The sequence below is a fragment of the Simplicispira suum genome (assembly GCF_003008595.1).
Taxonomy (GTDB): Bacteria; Pseudomonadota; Gammaproteobacteria; order Burkholderiales; family Burkholderiaceae_C; genus Simplicispira; species Simplicispira suum.
In genome coordinates this window covers 2,436,969-2,454,171 of sequence record NZ_CP027669.1, presented here as the reverse complement: position 1 = coordinate 2,454,171, position 17,203 = coordinate 2,436,969, and the positions used below count along the sequence as shown (strand labels likewise).

At 62.7% G+C, this 17,203-nt stretch carries 19 protein-coding genes; 6 read left to right on the top strand and 13 right to left on the bottom strand.

Features of this window, described 5'->3' with window-relative positions:
• Positions 1 to 10 precede the first annotated feature (10 nt).
• The 6 genes from C6571_RS11425 to C6571_RS11400 are packed head-to-tail and all read left to right on the top strand — an operon-like array spanning position 11 to position 7,086.
• Positions 11 to 562, top strand: coding sequence for a penicillin-binding protein activator LpoB (locus C6571_RS11425; RefSeq protein ID WP_106446790.1), 552 nt, complete (start codon positions 11 to 13; stop codon positions 560 to 562).
• Positions 563 to 577: 15 nt separating this feature from the next.
• A complete protein-coding gene (locus C6571_RS11420) occupies positions 578 to 1,951 on the top strand; it encodes a PelD GGDEF domain-containing protein (RefSeq protein ID WP_106446789.1) in 1,374 nt (457 codons plus the stop codon).
• Positions 1,944 to 2,957 carry a hypothetical protein gene (locus tag C6571_RS11415; RefSeq protein ID WP_106446788.1) on the top strand — a complete coding sequence of 338 codons (1,014 nt, stop codon included), beginning with the start codon at positions 1,944 to 1,946 and terminating at the stop codon, positions 2,955 to 2,957. Before C6571_RS11420 ends, C6571_RS11415 begins: the two co-directional genes overlap by 8 nt.
• Positions 2,954 to 4,486: a GT4 family glycosyltransferase PelF gene (gene pelF / locus C6571_RS11410; RefSeq protein WP_106446787.1), complete on the top strand. Its 1,533-nt coding sequence runs from the start codon at positions 2,954 to 2,956 to the stop codon at positions 4,484 to 4,486. Before C6571_RS11415 ends, pelF begins: the two co-directional genes overlap by 4 nt.
• The gene (gene pelG / locus C6571_RS11405) at positions 4,486 to 5,859 is read left to right on the top strand and encodes an exopolysaccharide Pel transporter PelG (RefSeq protein WP_106446786.1); all 1,374 of its coding nucleotides are present in this window, start codon (positions 4,486 to 4,488) and stop codon (positions 5,857 to 5,859) included. Before pelF ends, pelG begins: the two co-directional genes overlap by 1 nt.
• A 60-nt stretch (positions 5,860 to 5,919) precedes the next feature.
• Positions 5,920 to 7,086: a spherulation-specific family 4 protein gene (locus tag C6571_RS11400; protein ID WP_106446785.1), complete on the top strand. Its 1,167-nt coding sequence runs from the start codon at positions 5,920 to 5,922 to the stop codon at positions 7,084 to 7,086.
• Between the two features lie 21 nt (positions 7,087 to 7,107).
• Here C6571_RS11400 and hisA read toward each other — a convergent pair whose 3' ends face one another.
• From hisA to C6571_RS11335, 13 genes are all read right to left on the bottom strand, one after another.
• On the bottom strand, positions 7,108 to 7,848 hold the full coding sequence (gene hisA, locus C6571_RS11395) for a 1-(5-phosphoribosyl)-5-[(5-phosphoribosylamino)methylideneamino]imidazole-4-carboxamide isomerase (protein WP_106446784.1): 741 nt from the start codon (positions 7,846 to 7,848) through the stop codon (positions 7,108 to 7,110).
• Between the two features lie 79 nt (positions 7,849 to 7,927).
• Positions 7,928 to 8,596, bottom strand: coding sequence for an imidazole glycerol phosphate synthase subunit HisH (hisH, locus tag C6571_RS11390; RefSeq protein ID WP_106446783.1), 669 nt, complete (start codon positions 8,594 to 8,596; stop codon positions 7,928 to 7,930).
• A 43-nt stretch (positions 8,597 to 8,639) separates the two neighbouring features.
• On the bottom strand, positions 8,640 to 9,263 hold the full coding sequence (gene hisB / locus C6571_RS11385) for an imidazoleglycerol-phosphate dehydratase HisB (protein WP_106446782.1): 624 nt from the start codon (positions 9,261 to 9,263) through the stop codon (positions 8,640 to 8,642).
• Positions 9,260 to 10,375 (bottom strand): pyridoxal phosphate-dependent aminotransferase, encoded by a 1,116-nt coding sequence (locus tag C6571_RS11380; RefSeq protein WP_106446781.1) that lies wholly within the window; start codon positions 10,373 to 10,375, stop codon positions 9,260 to 9,262. The genes hisB and C6571_RS11380 overlap by 4 nt, the downstream gene beginning before the upstream one ends.
• The gene (locus C6571_RS11375) at positions 10,372 to 10,824 is read right to left on the bottom strand and encodes a PIN domain-containing protein (RefSeq protein WP_106446780.1); all 453 of its coding nucleotides are present in this window, start codon (positions 10,822 to 10,824) and stop codon (positions 10,372 to 10,374) included. Before C6571_RS11375 ends, C6571_RS11380 begins: the two co-directional genes overlap by 4 nt.
• Before the next feature lie 3 nt (positions 10,825 to 10,827).
• Positions 10,828 to 11,052, bottom strand: a complete 225-nt coding sequence (locus C6571_RS11370; RefSeq protein ID WP_106446779.1) for a CopG family transcriptional regulator — start codon at positions 11,050 to 11,052, stop codon at positions 10,828 to 10,830.
• 142 nt (positions 11,053 to 11,194) lie between these two features.
• Entirely contained in the window at positions 11,195 to 12,517 is a 1,323-nt protein-coding gene (gene hisD, locus C6571_RS11365) for a histidinol dehydrogenase (RefSeq protein ID WP_106446778.1), read from the bottom strand.
• A gap of 11 nt (positions 12,518 to 12,528) precedes the next feature.
• Positions 12,529 to 13,194: an ATP phosphoribosyltransferase gene (gene hisG, locus C6571_RS11360; protein ID WP_106448194.1), complete on the bottom strand. Its 666-nt coding sequence runs from the start codon at positions 13,192 to 13,194 to the stop codon at positions 12,529 to 12,531.
• A 161-nt stretch (positions 13,195 to 13,355) separates the two neighbouring features.
• Positions 13,356 to 14,636 (bottom strand): UDP-N-acetylglucosamine 1-carboxyvinyltransferase, encoded by a 1,281-nt coding sequence (murA, locus tag C6571_RS11355; protein WP_106446777.1) that lies wholly within the window; start codon positions 14,634 to 14,636, stop codon positions 13,356 to 13,358.
• An 89-nt stretch (positions 14,637 to 14,725) separates the two neighbouring features.
• Positions 14,726 to 14,971: a BolA family protein gene (locus C6571_RS11350; RefSeq protein WP_106446776.1), complete on the bottom strand. Its 246-nt coding sequence runs from the start codon at positions 14,969 to 14,971 to the stop codon at positions 14,726 to 14,728.
• A gap of 169 nt (positions 14,972 to 15,140) precedes the next feature.
• The gene (locus C6571_RS11345) at positions 15,141 to 15,896 is read right to left on the bottom strand and encodes an ABC transporter permease (RefSeq protein WP_106446775.1); all 756 of its coding nucleotides are present in this window, start codon (positions 15,894 to 15,896) and stop codon (positions 15,141 to 15,143) included.
• Positions 15,893 to 16,855, bottom strand: a complete 963-nt coding sequence (locus tag C6571_RS11340; protein WP_106446774.1) for an ABC transporter ATP-binding protein — start codon at positions 16,853 to 16,855, stop codon at positions 15,893 to 15,895. The genes C6571_RS11345 and C6571_RS11340 overlap by 4 nt, the downstream gene beginning before the upstream one ends.
• Positions 16,856 to 16,918: 63 nt before the next feature.
• On the bottom strand, positions 16,919 to 17,203 hold the full coding sequence (locus C6571_RS11335) for an STAS domain-containing protein (protein ID WP_106446773.1): 285 nt from the start codon (positions 17,201 to 17,203) through the stop codon (positions 16,919 to 16,921).

Genomic DNA, 17,203 nt, shown 5'->3' with positions numbered 1-17,203 from the left:
GGGAGAAATCATGAGCTATCTATCCGCTGTCCTTCGGCATCTGAAAATTCTGATCCCAGGCGGCGTGCTTGCGCTGCTCGGCGCATGCTCCACCACCGACCGTGGACCCGCTCCAACGCTGGAGCGCCAAGCCGCGTGGGTGGTGCTGCCGTTCGCCAACCACACCGAAACACCGCTTGCGGGCAACCGCGCCGAAGCGGTTGCTCTGGCTCTGCTGCACGCGCAGGGCGTGGGAACCGTCAAACGCTACGTCTCCACCACCCAGCAAGAGGCACTGTTCGACGTCGCCGAGGGCAAGCGCCAGCAAGAAGCCTTGGAATGGGCACGCGAACAGCAGGCACGCTACGCGCTGACCGGTGCCGTGGACGAGTGGCGCTACAAAGTGGGCGTCGATGGCGAACCCGCAGCGGGAGTGACCCTTCAAATCATCGACGTCGCATCGGGCGAGACACTGTGGACCGCCGCAGGTGGAAAAAGCGGCTGGAGCCGGGAAGCGCTCTCGGCTGTCGGGCAGAAACTGATTCGTGAGCTTTTGCAATCGGGCCTGGCCGCTGCTCGCTGACCTGCCTGCAATCCCATGACTCCCTCGTCAGACACTCCCGCTGCCCGACGCCGGCTCGCGGGTGACCACACCGGCCCGCAACCTGCCACGCACTGGCCCACCACCTTGTTGGGCAAGCTTGCGGTAACGGGCAATCGGCCCGCCGTGATGCTGGGAGAAACCCTGCTGCTCCCCATCATTGCGCTTGCACTGGGTTTTGCGTGGAGTCCGAACGACCCGCTTTGGACCGAAGGATTCCCTTGGTCGTGGCTGGCACCGGTGATTCTGGCGCTGCGCTATGGGCCACTCGCGGGCCTGGGAGGCTCCGTCGTTTTGCTGCTGGGCTGGCTGGCGCTTCATCTGGGCAGCTACGACGAATTTCCACAGTTCTTTTTTCTGGGCGGACTCATCCTGGTCATGCTGGTGGGCGAATTTTCCAGCCTCTGGCAGGCTCGGACCCGACGCGCTGAAACCCTCCAACTTTATCTGGACCAGCGCATGGAGCACTTGGTGCGCCAGCATTATTTGCTGCGCTTGTCGCACGATCGTCTGGAGCAGGAACTCATCGGACGCCCCATGTCGATGCGCGACGCGCTGTCCATGCTGCAAGAGGCCGGCGCTGGTCCGCAAGGCCCGGAAACGCTACTGCGCCTGCTGGCACAGTATTGTCAGCTTGAGACAGCCTCCCTGTGCAGGGTTGTCGATGACGAAGTGCTTCCCGAGGCACTGGCAAGCATAGGCCGCACCCGTCCAGTAGTGGCTGGCGATGCGATGGTGCGGCAGGCGATTGAGGGGCGGCGCCTGTGCCATATCAGTCAAGCGCTCCGGGATGAGAAGGACACCCGCTACCTCGTGGCTGCACCGCTGCTGGACCTGGGCGGCGAGTTGTATGGTCTGCTGGTGGTAGAAGAAATGCCTTTCTTCTCGCTACACGACGAGAACCTGCAGACGATCAACCTTCTGCTCGGGTACTACACCGATGGCCTGTCGGCCCATGCCCTGGCCCAGCCCATTCTGGAGGCGCTTCCCGACTGTCCAGTGCCTTTTGCCTTCGAAGCTCGGCGCCTTGCCCATATCCGGGCCATGACCCATGTGTCCAGTGTGGTGGTCGCACTTGAGTTTCTGCCACGCGCCATTTCCTCGGGTTTGCCCGATCAGGTACGCCGGCTCAAACGTGAGCTTGACGAGACCTGGCTCATCGACGCACCCAATCGCCAGGTTCTTGCAGTGTTGATGCCGCTTGGCGACGCGAACACGGCACAGGGCTACATCTCACGGCTGGAGCAATGGTGCGACCAGAAGGCGGGCCAATCCCTCGCGCAAGCAGGCATCTTTGCTCACGTCATCGGATTGGAGTGGGGCAACACCCTCACGCTCTTGCAGCGCATTGAAGCGCTTGCACATGCTTAATCTCAAACTCGGCCTCTCGGCGCTGATGCTCGAACTCGGAGCGTGGAGCGGGCCGCTGCTTTTGGGAGGACACACCGACAGTGCACTTGCGAGCTATCTGCTCGTGCATGCCTTCGCCTGCGTTTTGCTGGCCTTGTTCGCCTTTCCCCTGGTGGCACGGCGCAAGGCCAAGCCCCGGCTTGGCATTCTCTCGCTGATGGCCATCTGCAGCTATGCCGTTCCCGTCGCGGGATTTTTCGGCGTGCTTGTCGCAGCGATCATTCTTCGTGTGTACCGCAGGCCCTCGGGCCAGCTCGACTTCGATTCGCTCCAGATGCCCGAGTTCGACGAGCATCAGCGCCGGCAAAGCAATCTTCGCCATGCGGGTTTGCGCTCGTTTCTGGGCAATGAACATGCACCGCTGCAGGCACGCCTGCGCGCCATGGTCGCGCTGCAGTATGTGCCAGGCCGAACAGCCTCACCCGTGCTGCGCAACATGTTGAGCGACCCAAACGAGGACTTGCGTCTGCTCGCGTACGGCATGCTGGACAGCCTGGAAAAACGCATTAACGCAAGCATTGACGCAGAGCTGCAGGCGCTGCAGACGGCGCGAAGGGACGGCAAAACCGACAGTGCACCGCAGGTCATCGAGACGCTGCGGCGGCTCTCGGATTTGTATTGGGAACTCGTTTACCAGGATCTGGTGCTGGGGGACCTGCGAACCCACGCCGTTGAGCAATCCTTGCACTACTGTGAGCGCGTCCTGGTCCACGAGCAGGGCAGTGCCCAGCTTCATCTGCGCCGGGGGCGCCTCTTGCAGCAGCAGGCGCTGGATGCGCAAGCAGCGCAGGCGTTTGAAACGGCCCGTGCACTGGGAATTCCGGCCTCGCGCCTTCTGCCCTACGAGGCCGAGTTGTGCTTTGACCGAGGAGACTTTGCCCGCACCCGCGCCTTGATGCAGGAGATGCGTGCCTGGAATTCGCTTCCCAGGCTGCGCCCCATCCTTGACTACTGGACCGCACCGTGAGCCGTCCGCAAGCCTCCGACGCCGATGTCGCGCTGCTGCTCGAAGGAACGTTTCCCTACGTCAGCGGCGGCGTTTCGAGCTGGATCAACCAGATCATTCGCGCGTTTCCAGAAGTTCGTTTTGCCATTGTGTTTCTGGGCAGCCGACGCGCTGACTATCTGGAATTCAAGTACGAACTCCCGGCGAACGTCGTGCATTTCGAAGAGCATTTTCTCTACGACAACCTGACTTCAGACACCGAACCCGCCATGCGTCCTGGCGACGCCAAGGCGTTTCGCATGGTCGAACGCTTGATCGCAGCGCTGCGAGAAGGGTTGGACAGTCCGCAGGCCATGGACGCATTTCGAGAGGTGACGCGGCACATGCACCCGGACGGCGCGCTGCAACTGGACGATTTTCTCTACAGCACGCGGGCCTGGGACATCCTGTGCGAGGTATACCGCCGCGATTGCACCGACCCATCGTTCGTCGATTTCTTCTGGACCGTGCGCATCATGTTCCAGCCGCTGTGGTTGCTGGCCCGCGTGGCCAGTCAACTGATTCCCGTCAAGGCGGTGCACTGCGCGTCCACCGGATACGCCGGATTTCTCGGCGCGCTGCTGGCACAAAGCCGCAGCGTGCCGTTGGTGCTCTCAGAGCACGGTATTTACACCAAAGAACGCAAGATTGATCTATTCAAGAGCGAATGGATCCGTGACAACCGCAACGTATTTCAGCGCGATCCGACCGAGCTTTCGTACTTTCGCCAGATGTGGATTCACTTCTTCGAGTGGCTGGGACGGTACTGCTACACGTTGGCCGACCCCATCATTGCGCTCTACGAGGCCAACCGCCAGCGTCAGATCGCAGACGGCGCCGCGCCAGAACGCAGCTTCAACATTCCCAACGGCATCCAGTTGGCGCGCTTTGCGCCGCTGCGTGCACAGCGGCCAGCAGAGCCTCCACCCGTGCTCTGTCTGATCGGGCGCGTGGTGCCCATCAAGGACATCAAAACCTTCGTGCGTGCCATGCGCCGGGTGGTGAACCAGTTGCCGCAAGCAGAAGGCTGGATTGCCGGGCCGGCGGACGAAGATGCCGAATACGCCCACGAATGCCACAACCTGGTGCGTAGCCTGGGGCTGGAGGAGAACGTTCGGTTTTTGGGTTTCCAGCGTGTCGAAGACTTGATGCCGCGCATTGGTCTGGTGGTGCTGTCATCGATCAGCGAAGCGCTCCCGCTGGTGCTGCTCGAAGGCTACGCAGCCGGCGTTCCGGCCGTGGCCACAGATGTCGGCTCCTGCCGCCAACTGGTCGAAGGACTGGACGAGCAAGATAAATTGCTAGGCCACTCAGGCAGCGTGGTTCCCATTGCCGATCCGCAGCGCCTCGCGGACGCGGCGCTCGCGCTGCTGCAAGATGCAACGGCGTGGCAAGCGGCCAGCCAGGCTGCGATCGCCAGGGTGGAGCGCTACTACACCGACACCTTGATGTTCGAGCGCTATGGCGCTGTGTACGAACGGGCACTCGGCCGCCCGATGGGAGCCCTCTGATGGCAGGCATCGGCTTCGAGCTGCGCCGCATGCTGCGCCGCAACACCCTGGTCAGCTTGGTGCAGGCCTATGCCTATGCGGGCGTCATTGGCTCGGGCCCCTGGGTGTTCTCCATCGTAGGTATTTTGCTGATCGGCATTTTCAGCGCCAGCATGGTGGTGCCGGCGTTTCTGGTCACACAGTTCCAGACCTCGGTCACCTATTTGGTGGCCAGCAGCCTGATTCTTACCGGCATCGTGCAGCTTGCCTTCACCCGGTTCATCTCTGATCGTTTGTTTGAAAAGCGGGCCGATCTGGTGCTTCCCAATCTGCACGGTCTGTTGCTGGTGGTGCTGCTGGCAGCCAGCGCACTGGGCACCTTGGCGCTGTTTGTGGTCCTCCCCGGTCTGGGCTTGGTGTACCGCTTGCTGATGCTGGCGGGCTTCACTTTGATGTGCGGCGTGTGGGTACTGACCATCCTGCTGTCGGGCATGAAGCGCTACAAAGTCATTGTGCTGCTCTTCGGGTCGGCCTATGTCCTGGTCGTGGTCAGCGCGCTGTGGATGCGGCCTTGGGGTCTGGAGGGCCTGCTGGCCGGCTTTGTTCTGGGCAACTTGTATCTGCTCGCGGGCATGTGGTGGCTGGTGGTGCGCGAATTCAAACCCACGCTGCAAATCGTCGCGTTTGACTTTGTGCGGCGCGACATGCTCTACCCCTCCATGATGGCTGTGGGCCTGCTCTACAACCTGGGCATCTGGGCCGACAAGTTCATGTTCTGGTATTTCCCGCCCACATCGCAGCCCATCATCGGAGCGCTGCGGGCCTCGCTCATCTACGACATCCCCGTCTTCTTGTCCTACCTCTCGATCATTCCCGGCATGGCCGTGTTCCTGGTGCGCATCGAAACCGATTTCGTCGAGTTCTATGACCGCTTCTACGATGCCGTGCGCGGCGGCGGCTCGCTGCAATACATTGAATCGATGCGCGACGAGATGGTCTATTCGGTGCAGCAGGGTCTGGGCGAAATTGCCAAAATTCAGACGCTGGCGGTGCTTGTAACCTTTGTCGCAGGGCCGGCACTGCTCGACCTATTGGGCATATCGCGCCTGTACCTACCGCTGCTGCATGTGCAAGTCATTGGCGCTGGCCTGCAGGTGGGGCTGATGGCGATCCTCAACGTGTTCTTCTATCTGGACGAACGCCGCACCGTGCTGCTGCTGTGTGTTCAATTCGTCGTACTCAACATCGTGCTCACTGGCGGCACACTTGCCTTTGGTGCAGCACTGTACGGTTACGGTTTTGCCGTCGCCACCCTGGCCACGCTTGCCACCGGCCTTGCGATGCTGACGCGCCGTTTGAACCGGCTTGAATACCGCACGTTCATGTTGCAATAGGCAGCGCCAGTTATCGCAGTACACCATCGTGAAAGCTCACCGACCCTTTTTGAGATCCCTATGCGCCACTCTCGTTCCTGCTTACTCCTGTGCGCCCTGCCCATGGCTGCACTGCTGACCTCCTGCGGCGGTGGAGACTCCGACGAGCCTGCGGCAAAGTCTGTAGCCGTCCTGATTACCGCACCGACAAGTACCGACAACGTGTTCACAAGCGGCTCACCGGTGGCTGTGCGCGCCAGCGCCACGGTGGATGGCTCGCCGGTGGCCGATGGCACGGTGCTGCGGTTTTCCGCGCCCTCAGGCACATTTGCCCCCACTGCCTCGGCCAGCCGCAGCGGAGCGGCTTCCAGCACATTCACCAGCAGCGCTACCGGACCGCTGGTGGTCAGCGCAGCGGTCACCGAAGGGGGCCAGACCGGCTTGGCAACACAGACGATCTTTCTCCGCTCACAACCTGGGGCGCTGGAAATTCTGGTTCCAGCCTACTTCTATCCCTCGGCCATCTCTGATTGGAACGCGCTGGCTGCCAGCGCAGCCGCCCATCCCAACGTAGCCATCACGGCCATCATGAACCCCGGCAATGGCATTTTCGGCAGCGTCGATGCCAACTTCACGCGAGCCACGACGCAGTTCGTGAATGCTGGGGGCAAAGTGCTGGGCTACGTCTACACCCGCTATGGCAAGGGCAGCCGCTCCATTGCCGACATCAAGGCGAACATCAACAACTATCTGGTGCTGTATGGGCGCGAACGCATCAGTGGCATTTTTCTCGATGAAATGGCCAGCGACACCTCGCGGCTCGATTTTTACCGAGAGATTTACCGCTACATCAAGGCCATCGACCCCAGCCTGCGCGTGGTGGGCAACCCGGGCATGGTTCCCGCCGCCGAATTCGCCAGCGTGGCAGATACGCTGGTCAGCTTCGAGGGTTCGGCGGTCGATTACCAGAAATACGATCCGCGCACTGCGGCACCCTGGCTGTATACGTACGCCAACAAGGCGCAGGCCATGCTGACGCACAACACCGCCAGCTGTGCCGCCATGCAGGGAGCGATGCAGGCGGCCGCTTCAGCGCGCAACAACACCGGTTGGGTGTATGCCACCGAACGGGAATTCAACTACAAAACGGGGGTGGGCAATCCCTGGGCCGCTCTGCCAAGCTACTGGGAGGCGTTGGTGCAAACAGTGGGCGCTCTGAACAGCGGTGCAACGCTGCCCAGGTGCTGAACACCCCTCGGCAGCAGCGCCTTAGCCGTTCAACACATCGGCGCGTGCCTGGGCCGCAGCAAAGTCGAGGTCGCCCGAATAAATCGCGCGCCCGCAAATCACACCCTCCACGCCTTCGCTCTCCACGGCGCACAGCTGTTCGATGTCCTGCATGTTGCTCAGGCCGCCCGAGGCGATGACAGGTATGGTCAGAGCCTGGGCCAGTTTCACCGTGGCGTCGATGTTGATGCCCGAGAGCATGCCGTCTCGGCCAATGTCGGTGTAGATGATGGATTCGACGCCCCAGTCCTCGAACTTCTTGGCGAGATCCACCACTTCGTGGCCGGTCAGCTTGCTCCAGCCGTCGGTGGCCACCTTGCCATCCTTGGCGTCGAGACCCACGATGATGTGACCGCCAAACGCGGAACATGCGTCTTTCAGGAAGCCAGGATTTTTTACCGCTGCCGTGCCGATGATGACGTAGCGCAGGCCGCCATCAATGTATTTTTCAATGGTGTCCAGATCACGGATACCACCGCCGAGCTGCACGGGAATGTCTTCGCCCACCTCTTTGAGAATGGACTTGATCGCCGCATAGTTCTTGGGCTTCCCAGCAAAAGCCCCATTGAGGTCTACCAGATGCAGCCGGCGCGCCCCGGCTTCCACCCAGCGCCTGGCCATGGCCGCGGGGTCTTCCCCAAACGTGGTCGATTGGTCCATGTCGCCTTGCTTGAGGCGAACGCAATGGCCGTCTTTCAGATCGATGGCAGGGATAAGCAGCATGGTGGTCTATGAGAGGAAGCGGTGCCCAAGGGCTGAGAAAACAAAAAAACTGCGCGAAAGCAATGCGACTGCAGAGAATCTACGGATTCCACTGCAAAAAGTTGCGATACAGGCGAAGCCCCTGATCAGCACTTTTTTCGGGGTGGAACTGGGTGGCGAAGATGTTATCGCGTGCAATGGCAGCGGCAAAGGCGTCACCATACTGCGCCTCTCCGGCACAGTGCTCGGCGCTGGCCGGTCGGGCGTAGAAGCTGTGCACGAAATAGAAGTAGCTGTTGTCAGGCACCCCGTCCCACAGCGGGTGCAGGGCGCCGCCGTGCGGTACCTGGCGCACCTGGTTCCAGCCCATCTGCGGCACCTTGAAGCGGCTGCCATCTTGCTGCAGGCGCCCCGCCAGATCAAAGCGCAACACCTCACCCGGAATCAGCCCCAGGCCAGGGGTGTCGCCTTCAGCGCTGTGGTCCAGCAGCATCTGCATGCCAACGCAGACACCAAAAAGCGGTTTGTTTGCAGCGGCTTCGAGCACCGATTCCTGCAGTCCCGATTCGCGCAGTTCACGCATGCAGTCGCGCATGGCGCCCTGCCCCGGCAGCACGATGCGCTCGGCGGCGCGCACGTCCTCGGGCCGCGCGCTGACGACCACATGCCAGCCGCTTCCCTGCGCTGCCGCCTGCACGGCCTGCGAGACAGAGCGCAAATTGCCCATGCCGTAATCCACCACTACCAGCGTTTTTGCTTCCATATTCATAGCGGTTTGCGCTTTATCCGTAAGCGCTAGAGGCCTTTTTTACTTAAAGTACACCTTTGGTGGAAGGAATGCTGCCAGCATTGCGTGGATCGTGCTCCACCGCCGTGCGCAAGGCGCGCGCAAAGGCCTTGAACGCCGTTTCGCACTGGTGGTGGGCGTTGACGCCGCGCAGATTGTCGATGTGCAGCGTAGCCCCGGCATGGTTGACAAAGCCTTGGAAAAATTCGTGCACCAGCTGGGTATCGAGCCCGCCAATCATGCCGCTGGTGAAGGGGATGTTGAAGGTCAGCCCCGGCCGACCCGACAAGTCAATCACCACGCGGGTCAGTGCTTCGTCCAGCGGCACATAGGCGTGGCCGTAGCGGCGCAAGCCCTTCTTGTCACCGATCGCACGGGCCAGGGCCTGGCCCAGCGTGATGCCGACGTCTTCCACCGTGTGGTGGCCGTCGATGTGCAGGTCGCCATCCGCACGCACTTCGAGGTCGATCAGGCCGTGGCGCGCGATCTGCTCCAGCATGTGGTCAAAAAAACCAATGCCGGTCGAGAGTTGCGACTGGCCGCTGCCGTCCAGGTTGATGCGCACCGTGATGCGCGTCTCTGCGGTATTGCGGCTGACTTCGGCAGTGCGGTCGGTATTGGAGGAGGGAACGAGGGCAGATGAGGTCATAGGGATGCTTGAAGAGCGGCCAGCATGCGCGCATTCTCGTCGGCGGAGCCCACCGTGAGCCGCAGGCACTGGGCCAGCAATGGGTGCATTGTAGAAACGTTCTTGATCAAGACCTTGCGCTCGCGCATGCCGGCAAAGGTCCGGACGGCGTCCTGCACGCGCACCAGCACCATGTTCGCCTCGCTGTCCCACACGCGGACCACGCCGGGCATCGCACGCAGTGCCGCTACCAGAAGCGTGCGCTGGGCACGCAATTCGGCCGCCTGGCCGGCAAAAACCTCGGCGTGTTCGAGCGCAAACAGCGCGGCTTCACAGTTGAGCACGCTCACGTTGTACGGCGGGCGCAGTTTGTCCACTTCGGCCACCAGCGCAGCCGGTCCCATCAGGTAGCCCAGGCGCACGCCGGCGAGGCCGAACTTGGACAGCGTGCGCATCAGCAGCACATGGGCGCTCCGCTCAGGCACGGCGCGCATGCGATCGATCCAGCTTCGGCTGGCGAAAGGCTGATAGGCCTCGTCGATGAGCGCAATGCCTCCCACTGCGGCCACCGCATCCACCACCGCCTGCACCGCTGCTTCGCTCCACAGCGTGGCCGTTGGGTTGTTAGGGTAGGCAATGTGCGTGAGCGCCGGGCGGTGCCTGGCAATGGCGGCCAGCATGGCGGGCAGATCGAGTTCGAAATTCTCAGTCAGTGGCACGCCGACGAAATCGAGCCCGAGCAACTGTGCCGACAGGGCGTACATGACAAACCCCGGAACCGGTGCCAGCACCACCGGGCGCGGCGCCCCACTGTCCCAAGGCTGCGCGCAGGCCTGTGTGACTAGGCTGATAAGCTCATCCGAGCCATTGCCCAGCACCATCGCGCAGCCGGCGGGCATGTCGGCGTAATTTCCCAGCGCGGCCTTGAGCTCGTCACTGCGGCCGCCGGGATAGCGGTTCAGCGCCAGTGCGCCCAGGCGCTCGCCCAGCGCCTGCTGCAGCTCAGGCGGCAGTCGGAAGGGGTTCTCCATGGCGTCCATCTTCAACAGCCCTTCGGCGGACTGCACGGCGTAGGCATGCATGGCACGCACGTCGGGGCGGATGCGGTTCAAGGCTTGGTCGGTACGCGTCATTCGGTGGTGTCCAATTCTGCGGGGGCCACGAGGAAAGGGTTGATGGGGCGCACGGCATCCAGCGGATGATCGTGCGGCAGGGCCTCGGTCAACAGGTAGCGGCAGCCCTGCTGGTGGGCCGACGAGAGAATCAGCGCGTCCCAGTAGCCCAGGCCGTGGCGGTCCTGCAGATCCCAGGCGCCATCGACGGTGTAGGCATCCAGATGCGGCGGCAGCCAGACGCGCAGGCGCCGTACCTGGGCGCGCACCTGCGGCAGCACTTGCGGGCCAGCAAAACGCTGGATCGCCTGGTTGTACAACTCATTGAGCACCTGCGAGCTGATGCGCCCGCTGCGCGTCTCCCAGCAAAAGCGCAGCCATTCGCGGGCGCGCGCCTGGCGCGCGGGGTCGCGCTCGTCCACACTGGCGAGCAGCACTTCGGTGTCGACAAAAATGGGCGCGGTCGCCATGGCTCAGCGTTCGAAAAGCGTATTGCGCGGCACATACGGGCCGCTGGAGGCGCCCCAGGTCTCAAAACCCAAGGCCTCGCGCATGGCCTGGACATAAGCATCTTCCTGGCGCATTTTCTCGGCCAGCCACTCGCCCACCAGCCTCGACACACTGCTGCCACGCTTGGCCGCCTCGATGCGCACCCACTCGGCAGCAGCATCCTCCATGGTGATGGTGACGTTCTTCATGATTGTCAGTTTACACGAACTTCGTGTGACACGAAGTTCGTGAATATTTAGGCAGCTTTGCGCGGCGCTGCCGCCACGCCCCTGCGCCTTGCTGGGGGCAGGAAACAGGCACGCGCCGGGTGTCTCGTGTCGCCTGCCCGCCTCAGCGCTGCTTGAGGCGCAACTGCGCTGCCTGCGCGTGCGCCTGCAGGCCCTCGCCATAGGCCAGGGTGGCAGCAATCGGGCCGAGCACCTGGGCGCCGGCCTCGCTCACTTCAATCAGGCTGCTGCGTTTTTGAAAGTCGTACACGCCCAGCGGCGAAGAAAAGCGCGCCGTGCCGCTGGTGGGCAGCACATGGTTGGGGCCGGCACAGTAGTCGCCCAGGCTCTCCGAGGTGTAGGCGCCTAAAAAGATGGCGCCGGCGTGTTTGAGCAGCGGTTCCCAACGGTGCGGCTCGTGGCTGGCGATTTCCAGATGCTCGGGGGCAATGCGGTTGGAAAGTTCGCAGGCTTCTTCCATGCTGCGCGTATGAATCAGCGCGCCGCGTCCGCTGAGGCTCTTGGCAATGATCTCGGCGCGCGGCATGGTGGGCAGCAGGCGATCCATCGCGTCCTGCACGGCATCGATATAAGCCGCATCGGGACACAGGAGGATGGCCTGCGCAAGCTCATCGTGCTCGGCCTGTGAAAACAGGTCCATGGCCACCCAGTCGGGCGGCGTGCTGCCGTCGGCCAGCACCAGGATTTCGCTGGGGCCGGCAATCATGTCGATGCCCACGGTGCCGAACACATGCTTTTTGGCGCTGGCCACGTAGGCGTTGCCGGGACCGGTGATTTTGTCCACCTTGGGGACGGTTTGCGTCCCATAGGCCAGCGCGGCCACCGCCTGGGCGCCGCCCAGGGTGAAGGCGCGGGTGACGCCGGCCACGTAGGCGGCGGCCAGCACCAGGGGGTTCTTCTCGCCGCCCGGTGTGGGCACGACCATGATGATTTCGCCCACACCAGCGACATGCGCGGGGATGGCGTTCATCAACACGCTGCTGGGGTAGGCAGCCTTGCCGCCGGGGACGTAAATGCCCACACGGTCGAGCGGCGTGACTTTCTGGCCCAGCAGGCTGCCGTCGGCATCGCGGTAGCTCCAGCTCTCGCCGCAGGCTTTCTTCTGCGCTTCGTGGTAGCTGCGCACGCGAGCCGCCGCCGCCAGCAGGGCTTCGCGCTGCGGCGCTGCAATAGCGTGAAACGCGGCTTGGAGTTCAGCCTGCGTGAGTTCGAGCGCCGCCACGCTGGGAGCATTCAGCCCATCGAAACGCGCGGTGTATTCCAGCAGCGCCGCGTCGCCGCGCGCACGCACGTCGGCCAGGATGTCGGCCACGCGTTGCTCGATCGCGGCGTCCTGGTCAGCTGACCAATGCAGGCGCGCTGCAAAATCCGCTTCAAAAGTGGCACTAGCGCTTGATAGGTGCATGGGTGCAGCTACTAAATTCATAGTAAATTCTGTCAAAGTGCGGGGCCGATGGCGGCCGCAAACGCGTCAATGATGCGGCGCAGCGGCGCCTGCTTGAGCTTGAGCGCTGACTGGTTCACGACCAGGTGCGAGCTGATGTCCATGATGCGTTCGACTTCAACCAGCTGGTTGGCCTTGAGCGTGTTGCCAGTGGAGACCAAATCGACGATAGCATCGGCCAGCCCGGTGAGCGGGGCCAGCTCCATGCTGCCGTAGAGCTTGATCAAATCGACATGCATGCCTTTGCTGGCAAAAAAGTCGCGCGCAATCGCGGTGTACTTGGTGGCCACCTTGAGGCGTCCGCCGGGCTGCACCGCACGGGCGTAGTCAAAGCCCTCCCGCACCGCAACGCTGACGCGGCAGCGGGCAATACGCAGATCCAGCGGCTGATACAGGCCGGCGCTGCCCGCACCGCCCCACTCGGCACTGTGCTCGATGAGCGTGTCTTTGCCGCAGACGCCAATGTCGGCGCCGCCGAACTGAACGTAGGTGGGCACATCGGTCGCGCGCACGATGACGACGCGCACGTCCGGCTGGTTGGTCGGCAGGATCAGCTTGCGCGACTTTTCCGGGTCTTCCAGCACCTCGATGCCGGCCGCAGCCAAGAGCGGCATGATTTCTTCGAAGATGCGGCCTTTGGAGAGGGCAAGGGTGATCATGGTGTCGTGCGTTGTAAATACATTGAAGAACAAAAACCGTCGAAATCGTCGTCAGGCAAGACGCAAAGCACAGCGATAGCAGGCGCTATCGCGCGCATTTGCAACGCTGCATGGCGGCGACCTTCGCCGGCTTTCTGAGACGTATTTGCAAGGCACGGCACCTAGATTCTCTGGATATCTGCGCCAATGCCGCGCAGCTTGGCTTCCATACAGTCGTAGCCGCGGTCCAGGTGGTAGATGCGGTCGACCACGGTTTCGCCCTCGGCCACCAGGCCGGCGATCACCAGGCTGGCCGACGCGCGCAAATCGGTGGCCATCACTGTTGCACCCGACAAACGCACGCCGCTGCCAGCCAGGCCTTCGACCACGGCCACACGGCCATCGACCTGAATGCGTGCACCCAAGCGCAGCAACTCATCGACGTGCATATAGCGGTTTTCAAAAATGGTTTCGGTCACCGTTGCCGTGCCCTGCGCCACGCAGTTGAGCGCCATGAACTGCGCCTGCATGTCGGTGGGAAAACCAGGGTATTCGGTGGTTCGAAAGCCCTGGGCTTTCAACTGTTCTGCGCCATTGCTGCGCACCCGCAGGCCGCCTGCTTCGGAGTGAATCTCGACACCGGCTTCACAAAGCTTGTCGATCACGGCATCTAGATGATCTGCGCGGGCGTGGCGCAGCAGCACGTCGCCGCCGGCGGCAGCCACAGCACACAAAAAGGTTCCTGTCTCGATGCGGTCGGCCACCACCGCATGTTCGCAGCCATGCAGGCGCTCGACGCCCACGATGCGAATGCGGCTGCTGCCGTGGCCCTCGATGCGTGCCCCCATGGCGATCAGCATTTCGGCCAGGTCGACAATTTCAGGTTCCTGGGCGGCGTTTTCCAGCACCGTCTCGCCTTCGGCCAGCGTGGCGGCCATCAGGAAATTCTCGGTGCCGGTCACGGTGACCATGTCGGTGGTGATGCGCGCACCCCTGAGGCGCGTGCGCCCCGCCGGCAGCTTGGCAATGATGTAGCCGTGCTCCACGACAATCTCGGCGCCCATGGCCTGCAGCCCCTTGATGTGCTGATCCACCGGCCGCGAGCCAATGGCGCAGCCGCCGGGCAGCGACACCGTGGCCTCCCCAAAGCGCGCCAGCAGCGGGCCCAGGGCCAGCACGGAGGCGCGCATGGTTTTGACCAGCTCGTAAGGCGCCTCGGGCGTGCTCAGGCCGCTGGCGTTGACGTGGACACGGCCATCGCTCTGGCGCTCGATCGCCACACCCATGTTGGCAATCAGGCGCTGCATGGTGGCGACATCCTGCAGGCGCGGCACATTGGCCAGCACCACAGGATCGGCCGTGAGCAGCGCAGCGCACAACTCGGGCAGCGCAGCGTTCTTCGCGCCCGAGATGCTCACCTCGCCCTGCAGGCGGCGACCTCCGCGGATCAGGAGCTTGTCCATGCTTGGCGTATTCTAAAAATATGGGTCAAATGAGGGGTTAGCGCTTATGAATAAAGCGCCGTAAGCTATTAATAATATAGCGAACCAGATCAGGTTGCTGTCTGCGCCGCCCATTCGGCGGGGGTAAATGTCTTCATTGACAGCGCGTGCACTTCGTCGCTCTGCATTTTGCTGCCCAGCGTGCCGTAGACGCGCTGGTGGCGCTGGATGGCGCGCAAACCTTCGAACGCGGGCGAAACGATGGTGGCGTACCAATGGCGGCCGTCCCCCTCCAACGTGATGTATTCGCACGGCAGGCCGGCGCTGATGATTTGCTTAATCTGATCGGCGGTCATTTGATTTCTCCAAGGGGTTGGTAAGCATGCACACCGCATGAACTGGCGCGGTCCAGCCTAGCGGCCACCGTGCAAGGGCCGCCCCGCCGCACCGGTGGCGTCCCCCTTCCCGCGTGGCGCAGCCGAGCAAGAGAAGGGGGATGGCGCGCAGCGCCGCAGGGGGATGCCCTCATGTCCTGATCTTGTAGCCAATGCGCAGCAGGTGCAAAGCCAGCAGGCTCACGCACAGACAGGCGCTGCCGACAATGGCCAGGCTCAGCCAGGGCGAGGCGTCGCTCTGGCCAAAGAAGCCATGGCGAAAGCCGTCGATCATGTAGAAAAACGGATTGAACAGGCTCACCGCCTTCCAGAATGGCGGCAGCGAGCCAACTGAATAGAACACACCCGAGAGAAACGTCATGGGCACGATGATGAAGTTCTGGAACGAGGCCATCTGGTCGAACTTGTCGGCCCAGAGTCCGGCAATGATCCCCAAGGAGGCGAGCAGTGTGGCGCCCAGCAAGGCAAACACCAGAATCCACAATGGGGCGGCGAACTGCGGCGTGGCAAAGTAAAACGAACCCGCCAATACGCCCAACCCGACCGCCAGCCCACGCACCACCGAAGAGCCTACATAGGCCACGAACCAGGCGAGGTGGGACAGCGGTGTCAGCAGCTGAAACACCAGACTGCCCATGATCTTGCTTTGCACCAGGCTCGATGAGCTGTTCGCGAATGCGTTCTGCAAAACACTCATCATGACCAAGCCAGGCACCAAAAACGTGGTGTAGCTGATGCGGTCGTAGACCTTCACATGGTCTTCGAGCACGTGGCCGAAGATCAACAAGTACAGCATCGAAGTGATCACCGGCGCGGCCACGGTCTGGAAACCCACTTTCCAGAAACGCAGAATTTCCTTGTAAAACAGCATGCGCCAACCACTCATGCTGTGGCCCTCCCCACAGCGGGCAGGCTGGGCACTTGGGATTCCCAGCCGGGCGACGCGTTGGCCGCCATGACATTGAGGAACACGTCCTCCAGGTCAGAGCGGCGGATCTCGATGTCCTGCACGTCGACGCCGGCCTGACGCAGTTGCCCCAGGTGGCGTTCCACCTCCTGGGCGTCCTGCGCTGCCATTTGCACCACCCGGCCCGTCACGCGGGCCAGCGGCACCAGCGTCGGCGGCAGCGGCGTGTCGGTCTTGAAAACCAGCACATTGCCGGCTGCGGCCTTGAGCAGCTCGGACGTGCGGTCCAGCGCAACGACATGGCCGCGCTTGAGCATGGCAATGCGGTTGCACAGCGCCTCGGCCTCTTCAAGGTAGTGTGTGGTCAGCAGCACCGTGTGCCCCTGCTTGTTGAGCTTCGCAATGAACTGCCACAGCGTCTGGCGCAACTCCACGTCCACCCCGGCGGTGGGCTCGTCCAGCACGATGATGGGCGGCTTGTGCACCAGGGCCTGAGCCACCAGCACGCGCCGCTTCATGCCCCCCGAGAGCTGGCGCATATTGGCCTGCGCCTTGTCGGCCAGGCCCAGGCTGTGCAGCAGCTCGTCGATCCAGTCGCCGTTGTTTTGGACACCAAAGTAGCCCGACTGAAAGCGCAAGGCTTCCCGCACGCTGAAAAATGGGTCAAAAACAAGTTCTTGCGGCACCACCCCCAACTTGCGCCGCGCGCTGGCGTAGTCGCTTTGCACATCGGCCCCTTGCACCAGCACGCGCCCCGAGGTGGCACGCGCCAAGCCTGCAAGAATGCTGATAAGTGTGGTTTTTCCAGCGCCGTTGGGACCCAGCAGGCCGAAAAACTCGCCTTCCTCGATGTCCAGGGAAACCGCGTCCAATGCTTGAAATGGGCCTTGGGGCGTGGAATAGGTCTTGGTGACGGACTGGAAGGAGACTGCGGCCATGGGAACCGGGCATTTTAGGCGATACCCGAAAAACGCCGGGCGGCGCTGGAATACCCGCAGCCTTCAGGCCGGCGCGTTCAGCAGCGCTTCCACTCCATAGAGCGCCGCCAGGCCACCGAGCGCCGCCGGCAAACCGTCCACAACGAAGGCTCGGCCAGTGGCCAGCGCGCTGCGCCGGCACTCCAGCAAAACGGCCAGTGCCGACGAATCAAACACGCGCAGCGGCGCAGCGTCAATGCGCACGCCCTGACCTTGGGGCTGCGCCTTGAGGGCGCCAAGCAGGCGCGTCAAGGTGCTGCTCGCCTGGCGCAGGGTCAGTTCGTCCGGCAGAGTCAACGCGTCTGCCAT

Coding starts and splice junctions, on each gene's coding strand:
- C6571_RS11425 (WP_106446790.1), top strand. CDS start 11: ATGAGCTATCTATCCGCTGTCCTTCGGCATCTGAAAATTCTGATCCCA.
- C6571_RS11420 (WP_106446789.1), top strand. CDS start 578: ATGACTCCCTCGTCAGACACTCCCGCTGCCCGACGCCGGCTCGCGGGT.
- C6571_RS11415 (WP_106446788.1), top strand. CDS start 1,944: ATGCTTAATCTCAAACTCGGCCTCTCGGCGCTGATGCTCGAACTCGGA.
- pelG (WP_106446786.1), top strand. CDS start 4,486: ATGGCAGGCATCGGCTTCGAGCTGCGCCGCATGCTGCGCCGCAACACC.
- C6571_RS11400 (WP_106446785.1), top strand. CDS start 5,920: ATGCGCCACTCTCGTTCCTGCTTACTCCTGTGCGCCCTGCCCATGGCT.
- hisA (WP_106446784.1), bottom strand. CDS start 7,848: ATGCTGCTTATCCCTGCCATCGATCTGAAAGACGGCCATTGCGTTCGC.
- hisH (WP_106446783.1), bottom strand. CDS start 8,596: ATGAATATGGAAGCAAAAACGCTGGTAGTGGTGGATTACGGCATGGGC.
- hisB (WP_106446782.1), bottom strand. CDS start 9,263: ATGACCTCATCTGCCCTCGTTCCCTCCTCCAATACCGACCGCACTGCC.
- C6571_RS11380 (WP_106446781.1), bottom strand. CDS start 10,375: ATGACGCGTACCGACCAAGCCTTGAACCGCATCCGCCCCGACGTGCGT.
- C6571_RS11375 (WP_106446780.1), bottom strand. CDS start 10,824: ATGGCGACCGCGCCCATTTTTGTCGACACCGAAGTGCTGCTCGCCAGT.
- C6571_RS11370 (WP_106446779.1), bottom strand. CDS start 11,052: ATGAAGAACGTCACCATCACCATGGAGGATGCTGCTGCCGAGTGGGTG.
- hisD (WP_106446778.1), bottom strand. CDS start 12,517: ATGAATTTAGTAGCTGCACCCATGCACCTATCAAGCGCTAGTGCCACT.
- hisG (WP_106448194.1), bottom strand. CDS start 13,194: ATGATCACCCTTGCCCTCTCCAAAGGCCGCATCTTCGAAGAAATCATG.
- murA (WP_106446777.1), bottom strand. CDS start 14,636: ATGGACAAGCTCCTGATCCGCGGAGGTCGCCGCCTGCAGGGCGAGGTG.
- C6571_RS11350 (WP_106446776.1), bottom strand. CDS start 14,971: ATGACCGCCGATCAGATTAAGCAAATCATCAGCGCCGGCCTGCCGTGC.
- C6571_RS11345 (WP_106446775.1), bottom strand. CDS start 15,896: ATGAGTGGTTGGCGCATGCTGTTTTACAAGGAAATTCTGCGTTTCTGG.
- C6571_RS11340 (WP_106446774.1), bottom strand. CDS start 16,855: ATGGCCGCAGTCTCCTTCCAGTCCGTCACCAAGACCTATTCCACGCCC.
- C6571_RS11335 (WP_106446773.1), bottom strand. CDS start 17,203: ATGGCAGACGCGTTGACTCTGCCGGACGAACTGACCCTGCGCCAGGCG.